Raw genomic sequence first — 6579 nt, 5'->3', positions numbered from 1 at the left:
CCCGAGGGCCGGGTCACCCGAGGGCCGAGTCACCCGAGAGCCTGCCCGCCTGGGCGGCCGGCTGGTTGTCGTCCCGGATCTCGCCGACAAGCTCCTCCAGGACGTCCTCCAGCGCGACGACCCCGAGGATTCGTCCTCCCTGGTCGGTGACCCGGGCCAGGTGCGCCCCGCTGCGCTGCATCGTGGCGAGCACCGTCGCGAGCCGGTCGTCGGCACCGACCCTGGCCAGCGGGCGGACCCACTTGGTGGGGACCGGCGCCGCCCGCTTGCGCGGGCTGGTTTCCAGGACGTCCTTGAGATGCAGGTACCCGATGAGCTCGCCGGTGGCCGCCCGGACCGGGAAGCGGGAGAAGCCGGTCCGGGCGGCCATCGCCTCCACCCCCCGGGGGGTGACCCCGGCCTCGACCGTCTCCAGGCTGTCGAGAGGCAGCAGGACGCTGCGCGCGCTGCGTTCGTCGAAGTGCAGCGCCCCGGAGAGCAGCCCGTGCTGGTCGGCGTCGAGCAGCCCCTCCCGGCGGGACTCCTCGACGAAGCCGGCGACCTCGTCGCGGGTGAAGGCGCTGGCCACCTCGTCCTTCGGCACCACCCGGACGACGCGCAGACTGAGGTTGGCGACCGCGTTCAGGGCCGCGATCGCCGGGCGCAGGTAGCGCACGATGCCGACGAGGGGCGGGACGAGCAGCAGGGCGCCGCGGTCCGGCCCGGCCAGGGCGATGTTCTTGGGCACCATCTCGCCGATGACCACGTGCAGGAACACGACCGCCGTCATGGCGACGGTGAGGGCGACCGGGTGCAGCAGGGCGTGCGGCATCCCGGCCGCCTCGAGCGGGCCTTCGAGCAGGTGCGCGACCGCGGGCTCCCCGAGCGAGCCGAGCCCCAGGGTGCAGACAGTGATCCCCAGCTGGGTGCCGGCCAGCATCAGGGAGACCTCCTCCATCGCGCGCAACGTGATCCGCGCACGGGCCGAACCGGCCCGTGCCAGCGGCTCGATAGCGCTGCGCCGGGCCGAGATCAGCGCGAACTCGGCTCCCACGAAGAAGGCGTTGGCGAGCAGCAGGACGACGGTGAGGAAGAGCGCGAGCGGGACGTTCACCGCAGCGCCCCCATCGCGTCCGGGGCGGCGGAGCCGCACCACCCGCCCCCGGGACGGCCGCCGTTCCCGGAACGGTCGTCATCCGCGGAACGGCCACCGTCCCTGGGGGCTTCATCCCTGGGGGCTTCATCCCTGGGGGCTTCGCCGCCCGCGGGAGGGCCACCTCCCGTAGGAGCCGTAGAAGAGCCGCCATCCGCTGGAGGCTCGCCGTCGGCACGGACGTGCGCGGGAACCAGACGGACCCGGTCCACCCGGCGGCCGTCCATGAGCTGGACGGTGAGGGTGACGCCGTCGACCTCGACCGCGTCGCCGGCGACCGGCACCCGGCCGAGGCGGTCGGCGACAAGCCCGCCAAGCGTCTGGTACGCCTCGTCCACCGGCAGGTGGACGCCGACGGTCTGCGCCACCTCGTCGAGGCGGAGCAGGCCGGAGAGCAGCCACGTCCCGTCCCGGCGCCGGGCCGCGCGCAGCCCGACCCGGTCGTGCTCGTCGACGACGTCGCCGACCAGCTCCTCGATCAGGTCCTCGATGGTGACCAGGCCGTCCGTGCCGCCGAACTCGTCGATGACGACCGCCATCTGCAGCCCGCCGCGGCGCAGCGTCTCCAGCAGCGGGTCGAGCTCGATCGTGGACGGCACGCTCAGATGAGGGACCATCACGTCGCCGACGGTCACGACGCCCCGGTCGTCCTCGGGGACGGCGACCGCGTGCTTGACATGGACCAGACCGACCACGTCGTCGAGGTCCTGCCCGACGACCGGGAAACGCGAGTGCCCGGTCCGGCGGGTGAGCGCGATCACCTCACTGACCGGGTCACCGGCCCCGACCGTCCACATGCGGACCCGGGGGGTTAGGACGTCCGCGGCCTGCTTGTGCCCGAACGCCAGCGAGCGTTGCAGCAACGTCGCGGTCTCCGGCGCGAGCGTGCCCTGCTCCGCGGACCGGCCGACCAGGGAGAACAGCTCCTGCGCGGAGCGGGCCGAGGCAAGCTCCTCCTGCGGCTCGATGCCCAGCCGCCGCAGCAGAGCCTCGGCGGCGCCGTTGAGCAGGCGGATCAGGAAGGCGGCCACCCGGCTGAACCCCCGCTGGAACCCCTGCACCATCCGCGCGGTCGCCAGCGGCCGGGCCACCGCGAGATTCTTCGGGACGAGCTCGCCGTAGATCATGGTGACGCCCGTGGCGAGCAGCACGGCGATCGCGACGGCGACGCCGGTGGCCATTCCCGCGGGTATCCCGGCGGCCTTCAGCGGGCCGTGGAGCAGGCGCGCGATCGCCGGTTCCACGAGAAACCCGATCGCCAGGTTGGTGATGGTGATGCCGAGCTGTGCGCCGGAGAGCTCGGTCGAGAGCTTCGTGAGCGCCTTGAGGACGCCTCCGGACCTGCGGTCACCGGCTGCCGCGGCACGTTCGACGGTCATCCGGTCGACCGTCACCAGGGAGAACTCGGCGGCGACGAAAACGCCGCAGACCCCGACCAGCACAACGCTGATCAGGATGAGGAGCCACTCGATCACTGTCGCCTGCCCAGGTCGGCCCGGTCCAGGGCAGGCGTCGGACTATGACTGGGTATATCGGGACTAGGCATGGCCCTCTCGGAGGTAGGCGTGACAGAACCCGCCGCGGGCGGGAAGGCGGCCCACCGGCGGTGCCCGAGTGCTCCCGCGGGGCGCCTGCACGTACACATCACCAGGATGCCCGCGTCCGGCCGCCTTGGACAGCCGTCCGAACAGGTCGGAGCAGCCCGCGCGCCGTACGTGCCCCCACGCTCCCCCAGCCCGCGACGCCTCGGCCACGATGACGGCCGGCCCGCGGAGCGGGGCCCGGAAGCGCGCGGAAAACACGGTTCACCAACACGCTCCAGGGGGAGCCCCTGGCCGGCCCCGCCCTGTTCGGCCCCGCGCTATTCGATCTCGAAGAGGCCCTGCCGGACGGCGTACATGACAGCCTCCATCCGCGAGTGCAGCTGCAGTTTGTCCAGGATGTTGCGGACGTGGTTCTTGACCGTGTTCTCGCTGATGAACAGCTTCCGGGCGATCTCCCGGTTGGCCCGCCCCTCCGCGACCAGCTTGAGGACCTCCAGTTCACGGGCGGTGAGGTGGGGTGCGGGCACCCGGCTGGGCCGGTCCTCGGAACCACGGGCGAGCGCGGCGAACTCGACCATGAGCTTGGACGCCATCGACGGGCTGATCAGGCTCAGCCCGTTGTGCACCGCGCGGACCGCGCTGGCCACCTCGTGCGGGGGGATGGACTTCAGGAGGTAACCGACCGCCCCCGCCTTGATCGCCTCGAAAAGATCGGTTTCGTCGTCGCTGACCGTCAACATAACGATCTTCGCGGTCGGCACCTCACGCTTGATCGCGCTCGCCGCGTCGATGCCGTCGCGGTAGGGCATCCGGACGTCCATCAGGACGATGTCCGGCGTGGTTCCCGTGGCTATCGTGACGGCCTGTCGGCCGTCGCCGGCGCGACCGACGACGGTGATGTCCTCTTCAAGATCAAGAACGGTTTCCAGACCCTGGAGGAACAGCTCATGGTCGTCGACCACGAGCACCCGGATGGGCTCGGACTGAGGTGCCACAGGTGGCAGAACACCAATCATCATCACAGATCGGAGCTATCTGGCACGGATGGTCCAACAACGGGCTGCCGGGCGGACGAGCTGCGATCGACGCATGTGCCCACTCTATGTGATGGGGTACTTACACAGAGCCGTGTCTCCACACCGGCACCGATCGAGTCATGCACGGATACCGCTTCCGACATATCGGAATGATACGCGCCGCCTTCCTGCTACGGCGCTTGCTATGACGCTGACGACACACCGTCACCATACCCGCGAAGAGGGCGAATCATCAACCCCGAACTGGGCATATGACACATCCCCCAACGGGCCCGCGACCATGGCCAACAGGCCCACGAGAGTGAGCTCGGCACCGAGCCCGCCGTCGCAACAACTACTCTGTGTAATATTTTGGACGCCCAGATGACGATACTCGCCGCCGTTGCCCGAACGCCCGGCATGCCACCCGCCGCTCGCGGCCGAGCCCCGGCCGCTCGCACTTCGCGGTGTGGCGCCGGTAGCGCTCAGGGCCGATCACGGGCAGCCTGTGGTCATGGTCACACCTTCCCGCAACACGTTCCATCGTCACGTCAAGCCTGGTAACAGCTGGTCCGAGGCGTACGCCCGATGCCACGAGGCCGCGCCCGAGGCCTTCGGCCCGGACCGGCTGCGCAACCTGTGGGGCGGCCAGTGGCGCCGCACCGGAGAGCCGCTGCGCAGCGTCACCCCGGTTGACGGCTCGCCCATCGCCGGCCCGCCGATGATCGAACCGGACGAGGCGCGCGAGGCGATCCGCGCCACCCTCGACGACCACAAACACTGGCGGGACGTACCGCTCCCCGAGCGCAGGGCGCGGGTCACCGCCGCGGTGGACGCCATGGACGATCACCGCGACCTGCTCGCGCTGCTGCTGGTCTGGGAGATCGGCAAGCCGTGGCGGCTGGCGCGCACCGACGTCGACCGCGCGCTCGACGGCGTCCGCTGGTACCTCGAGGAGATCGACCGGATGATCGACGGGCGCGGCCCGCTGCCCGGCCCGGTCAGCAACATCGCGAGCTGGAACTACCCGATGAGCGTGCTCATGCACGCCATGCTCGTGCAGGTGCTCGCCGGCAACGCCGCGATCGCCAAGACCCCGACCGACGGCGGGGCGGCCTGCCTGACCCTCGCCTGCGCGCTGGCGCACCGCGCCGGGCTCCCGGTGGCGCTGGTGTCCGGGTCCGGCTCCCGGCTGTCGAGCGCGCTGGTGCGGGCACCGGAGATCGGCTGCCTGGCGTTCGTCGGCGGGCGTTCCGCCGGCGGGCAGGTCGCCGCGGCACTCGTCGACACCGGCAAACGGCACTTCCTGGAGCAGGAGGGCCTCAACACCTGGGGCATCTGGGAGTTCTCCCAGTGGGACCTGCTGGCCAGCCACCTGAAAAAGGGCTTCGAGTACGGCAAGCAACGCTGCACCGCGTACCCCCGCTACGTCGTCCAGCGCCAGCTCTTCGACCAGTTCCTCGCGGCCTACCTGCCCGTGGTCACATCGGTGCGCTTCGGGCATCCGCTGGCCGTCGCGCACGATGACGACCCGCTGCCCGAACTCGACTACGGGCCCGTCATCAACGCGGGGAAGTCCGCCGAGCTCGCCAGGAAGATCGACGAGGCGATCAGCAAGGGCGGTGTGCCGCTGTACCGGGGGGCGATCGCCGACGGCGCTTTCGTGCCCGGGCAGGACACCTCGGCCTACGTGCCGCCGGTGGCGATCCTCGCTCCCCCGCCGTCGTGCGCGCTGCACCATGCCGAGCCGTTCGGCCCGGTGGACACGATCGTGGTGGTCGACTCCGAGGCCGAGCTCCTCGCCGCGATGAACGCCTCCAACGGTGCGCTGGTCGCCTCGCTCGCCTGCGACGACGAGACGCTCGCCCAGCGGCTCAGCGGCGAGATCCGGGCGTTCAAGATCGGCATCAACAAGCCGCGGTCCCGGGGCGACCGGGACGAGCCGTTCGGCGGCCGCGGCGCGTCCTGGAAGGGGGCCTTCGTCGGCGGCGACCACCTCGTGCACGCCGTCACCGTGGGCAGCGACCCCGGGGAGCGGCTGTACGGCAACTTCCCCGGCTACTCGCTGTACCCGGAGACCTGACATTCCTGGGAAGCGAGTACGTGAACGACCACCGGGGCGACCGTTTGTTCCCTCGTTCCGCGGTCCAGCAGGATGCGATCACATGATTCCGGGGCGAAGGCCGTGCTCGGCCAGCGGGCCGAGGCGAAGGCCCAGGTCATGGCAGCGGGCGGCAAGCTCGGGCAGTGCGCCGAGGGCGCTGCGCCACGCCCGCGGCGCGGACGTGCAGTCGCAGTCGTGCAGCAGGACGGTCCCGCCGCCGCGCAGGTCCGGGGCGAGAGTGTCGAGGACGGTCAGCGGCGTGGCCGTCGACGTCCAGTCCCGGCCCCAGGCCGTCCACAGCACCGGGGTCAGCTCCAGCCGGCGGGCTGCGAGGAGGAACCCCGCGGACAGGATGCCGTGCGGTGGCCGGGCGAACCGCGGCGGATGCCCGGCCACCGTCGTGATCAGCTCCCGGGTCCGGTACAGCTGCCGGTAGGTGGAGCGCGGCCCGCGCAGCAGCATCGGCCGGTGGTCCCAGGCGTGGACGGCCAGCTCGTGACCGGCGTCCACCATCCGCTCGGCCAGGTGTGGCGCGCGCTCCAGCATCGTCCCGAGGACGAAGAAGGTCGCCCGCAGGTCCAGCTCGGCCAGCACGTCGAGGAACAGCGGGGTGGACGCCGGGTCCGGGCCGTCGTCGAAGGTGAGCGCCACGTGGTCCGGCGCGCCGATCCCGGCGAGCCCGGGCATCAGGTGGAGCCGCAGCCGGCGCAGGGTGGCCACCGAGGGGACCGCATGGGTGAGAAGCGCGGCGGCACCAGCGCCCGCGACCGCCCGGACGAAGCC

Annotated in this window: 5 protein-coding genes; 1 reads left to right on the top strand and 4 read right to left on the bottom strand. The window is 71.5% G+C overall.

Translation table 11 applies throughout. The features are described from left to right. Positions 1–13: 13 nt before the first annotated feature. The 3 genes from AC5LUJ_RS08260 to AC5LUJ_RS08250 all read right to left on the bottom strand — a co-directional run bounded on the left by AC5LUJ_RS08260 (position 14) and on the right by AC5LUJ_RS08250 (position 3695). Positions 14–1093 (bottom strand): hemolysin family protein, encoded by a 1080-nt coding sequence (locus AC5LUJ_RS08260; protein ID WP_250284870.1) that lies wholly within the window; start codon positions 1091–1093, stop codon positions 14–16. After that, the gene (locus tag AC5LUJ_RS08255) at positions 1090–2607 is read right to left on the bottom strand and encodes a hemolysin family protein (RefSeq protein ID WP_250290499.1); all 1518 of its coding nucleotides are present in this window, start codon (positions 2605–2607) and stop codon (positions 1090–1092) included. Before AC5LUJ_RS08255 ends, AC5LUJ_RS08260 begins: the two co-directional genes overlap by 4 nt. 386 nt (positions 2608–2993) lie before the next feature. Then, complete coding sequence (locus AC5LUJ_RS08250) at positions 2994–3695, bottom strand: response regulator (protein ID WP_250283122.1); 702 nt, start codon at positions 3693–3695, stop codon at positions 2994–2996. A 511-nt stretch (positions 3696–4206) separates the two neighbouring features. Between AC5LUJ_RS08250 and AC5LUJ_RS08245 the strand changes: the two genes are divergently transcribed. Next, positions 4207–5775 (top strand): aldehyde dehydrogenase family protein, encoded by a 1569-nt coding sequence (locus AC5LUJ_RS08245; RefSeq protein ID WP_250283124.1) that lies wholly within the window; start codon positions 4207–4209, stop codon positions 5773–5775. 78 nt (positions 5776–5853) lie between these two features. On the opposite strand, the gene AC5LUJ_RS08240 is transcribed toward AC5LUJ_RS08245, so the two are convergent. Next, positions 5854–6579: polysaccharide deacetylase family protein (locus AC5LUJ_RS08240; RefSeq protein ID WP_493464736.1), on the bottom strand; the 726-nt coding region annotated here is incomplete at its 5' end.

It is taken from the genome of Protofrankia sp. CiP1_Cm_nod3 (assembly GCF_982290655.1).
Note: the sequence above shows the minus strand (reverse complement) of the source record. Positions and strands in the feature narration are given on the sequence as shown.